Annotated in this window: 4 protein-coding genes; 3 read left to right on the top strand and 1 reads right to left on the bottom strand. The window is 45.8% G+C overall.

Annotated features, from left to right (window positions below):
- Positions 1-63: 63 nt before the first annotated feature.
- Genes QZX97_RS07380 through QZX97_RS07390 form a run of 3 tightly spaced genes read left to right on the top strand, consistent with a single transcriptional unit; the run spans position 64 to position 1619 of the window.
- On the top strand, positions 64-270 hold the full coding sequence (locus QZX97_RS07380; protein ID WP_295651814.1) for an RNA-binding S4 domain-containing protein: 207 nt from the start codon (positions 64-66) through the stop codon (positions 268-270).
- 3 nt (positions 271-273) lie between these two features.
- Positions 274-1347 carry a 3-dehydroquinate synthase gene (gene aroB / locus QZX97_RS07385; protein WP_295651816.1) on the top strand — a complete coding sequence of 358 codons (1074 nt, stop codon included), beginning with the start codon at positions 274-276 and terminating at the stop codon, positions 1345-1347.
- A 32-nt stretch (positions 1348-1379) separates the two neighbouring features.
- On the top strand, positions 1380-1619 hold the full coding sequence (locus QZX97_RS07390; RefSeq protein ID WP_295651818.1) for a hypothetical protein: 240 nt from the start codon (positions 1380-1382) through the stop codon (positions 1617-1619).
- Positions 1620-1680: 61 nt separating this feature from the next.
- Here QZX97_RS07390 and QZX97_RS07395 read toward each other — a convergent pair.
- A partial coding sequence (locus tag QZX97_RS07395) for a M1 family metallopeptidase (RefSeq protein WP_295651820.1) occupies positions 1681-3474 on the bottom strand: 1794 nt, incomplete at its 5' end.

Genomic DNA, 3474 nt, shown 5'->3' on the forward strand with positions numbered 1-3474 from the left:
AATTTATAAAATGTAACATATATTAAAGCTTTATCCGTTGAATAGTTTATTTTTGCGCTTCTGATGATTGAGTTTAAACTTACCGAAGAATTTATCCCGATGATTCAATTATTGAAGGCTACCAACCTTGTACAAACAGGTGGCGAAGCCCAAATAGTTGTTACAGAGGGCGAAGTAAAATACAATGGCACCGTTGACTATCGCAAACGCCTGAAAGTAAGATCGGGCGACATAGTGGAGTTTCGGGGCAACAAAATTTTGATCAAGTAACAAATGAATACCTTACAAAGCATAGACTATCCTATCTATTTCAACAATATATCTGCCGAGCTCAACCGGTTTATAAAGCAGGGCAACTACTCTCGCTTTTTTGTGTTAACCGACGAGCACACGGCCAAATATTGCCTGCCTTTACTGGTTGAAAACCTGGACGATAAGGACAATTATGATCTGATTGAAATAAACGCCGGCGAAGAAAGCAAAAGCATCGACTTTTGCGTAGGCATTTGGAAGATGCTGATCGACTTTGGCGCTGATCGTAACAGCCTGCTGATTAATCTTGGTGGCGGTGTAATTACCGACTTGGGCGGCTTTGCAGCATCAACCTACAAACGCGGTATCGACTTTGTACACGTGCCTACCACACTTTTGGCCCAGGTGGATGCTTCGGTAGGTGGTAAAAACGGTATCGATATCTTCAACCTTAAAAACATTATTGGCACATTTACGCAGCCCAAAGCTGTATTTATTGAGCACCGTTTTTTATCAACTTTGCCCGCAAGGCAGGTAAAATCAGGTTTGGCCGAAATGTTGAAACACGGCCTTATTGCCGATGCCGCTTATTGGCGAAAGCTAAAACAAAGCGACCTTGAAAATCTGAGCCCTGAGTTGATATACGATTCGATAGCCATTAAAAACGACGTGGTAATAGCCGACCCTAAAGAACGCGGCCTTCGCAAGATCCTTAATTTTGGACATACTATTGGCCATGCCATCGAAAGCTATTCGCTTAATAACGATGAGAACCCATTAACACATGGTGAAGCCGTTGTAGCTGGCATGATATGCGAGACTTATCTTTCGCACCAAAAATGTGGGCTTTCCCTTACCGCTATGCAGGAAATTATCGATACACTGCTTGGCTTATATGGCAAATATCCATTGGACGAATCAACTTTCGGCCAACTAAACGATACCATGCGCAAGGATAAAAAGAATCAGGGCGGCAAAATCAACTGTTCGCTACTGTCCAATATCGGCCAATGCGAAATTGATAATGTATGCACCGATGAAGAACTTTGCGACAGTTTAAAATACTATGCTTCGTTGGAGTTTGAAAAAGCCTGATACAACACGGGATTTAGCCCCCAAAAAGAAGCATGAAGAAAGCCTACGAACAACAAGTTAAAAAGATACTGTTAGCAGCATTTGTAATCCTCAACATATCTTATTTGTTGGTTGTCAAGCTGATATTCGGTTACATTATCAAACCTGATCAAGGCTCTTCACAAACTATGTGGATCGCATTTTATGCCGTAATTGCCATATTGGGAATCTTTACTTACCTGCGTTGGATTCGTACAGATAAAAAAGCTAAACCTGCTGAACAGGAAAGCTAATCATAAAAAAAGGGGCGGATGTTCAAAACATCCGCCCCTTTCCATTTAAGTTTATCAAACCTTATTTAGCAACTGGTTTGTATACATTGTTTTTCAGATCAACATCAGGCAGGTGGCCGTATGGGTCGAGCGTAACGCTCTCGATGGCCGCCGTTGATGGGTATTTGAACGTCCATACCGCGCCCCGCTGGAATATGTTGACAGGCAGGTGCAATACTTCGGTTTTACCGCCTACCTGAACTATCTTGAGCTCAACCGGCATTACCAGCTTCTCTTTGTTAACCAGCGTAATATAAACACCTTTCGATGGGTCGCTATCGCTAACATATTTTACGCCGCCGATGGCTTGGTCAAGTTTCCAGGTGGTAAAAAACCAGCCTTTCCAAAACCAGTTCAGGTCTTCGCCCGCTGCACTGTTCATGGCACGGAAAAAGTCGTAAGGGGTAGGGTGCTTTTCGGCCCAATACTTCACATAATAGTTAAAGGCATAATCAAAGCGGTCGTGCCCTAATACCAGGTTGCGCAGCATGTCGAGGCCCAGTGAGGTTTTATTGTAGTACGAGCCGTAATCGTTAAGGTTCATGGCTTCCGATGGCGTCATTAATGGATCCAGGTTTCTGACAAAACCGCGCATTATCCTTCGGGCGCTATAGGCAGTCGAATCGTAAAATTCGCCCTTGTTAAATTTCTCAGTCGAATATTCGTTGATAAAAGTATTGAAACCCTCATCTTGCCACATGTATTTGCGCTCATTTGATCCTACGATCATCGGGAACCAGTTGTGCCCTATCTCGTGGGTAACGTCTCCCCACAGGCCTCTACCGCCAAGGTTGTCTAAACAGAAAATAATGCCGGGATACTCCATACCCAAAGCCACACCGGCCACGCTTACGGCCGAGTTCCAGGGGTACTCGATGTATTTGCCCGAATACAGCTCGATGCTGTATTTGAGGTACTCGGTGGAACGGCCCCATCCGGCGCTGATATCGTTACGCATACTTTCGACCGGGTAGGCCGACTGTGCTATACCTTTACGGCCCGAAGGGAAGTTAATCCTTGCTGCATCCCAGATAAACGCTTTTGACGCTGCCCACGATACATCGCGGCTGTTCAGCATTTTAAAGTGCCAGGTGCGGGTTTTGCCGGTACCAAATTTGGTGGCTGCCTGCGCTACCTCTTCCGGCTTGATGATCATTACCGTTTTATCGCTTTTGCGAGCTTCGGCAATACGGCCTATCTGGGTTGGGGTGAGTACCTGCGCCGCGTTTTGCAGGTCGCCCGATCCTACAACAGTCATATCGCTTGGCGCGGTAATGTAGTAGTCAAAATCGCCGTACTCGCAATAAAACTCGCCTAAGCCCATATAAGGCAGCGTGTTCCAGCCTTCTATCTCATCGTACACGCACATGCGTGGGTACCATTGGGCAATCTCATAAACTACCCCTTGTTTAAAGGTTTTGCGGCCCATACGGTCGGCACCGTAAAACGGTATCGAAAAATCATAGTTCACTTTTACCTGTATTTTGCCGCCATTGGCTGCCATCGGTGTTTTTAGGCGAACCTGCATACGCGCATCGGTAATAACCGGTGTAACGTTATAGCTTTTGCCCATATAGGTAACCGTTACCGATTGGATGTGGTAACCGCCACGGCTAAAGCCACGCACGTCAAACCTGTCGCCGCTAACGGGTGTAGTGGCAGCTCCGCGCGAATCGGGCTTGAACAAATTCTGATCCAACTGAAACCAAAGGTGGTCCAATTGGTCGGGGCTGTTATTGGTATACGATACCGTTACCTGGCCGGTAACCGTAGTATCTGTTGGCAGTTCGTTCAGGCTGGCTTTTATCTGGTAATC

Source organism: uncultured Mucilaginibacter sp. (genome assembly GCF_903893715.1).
In the GTDB taxonomy this organism is placed as follows: Bacteria; Bacteroidota; Bacteroidia; order Sphingobacteriales; family Sphingobacteriaceae; genus Mucilaginibacter.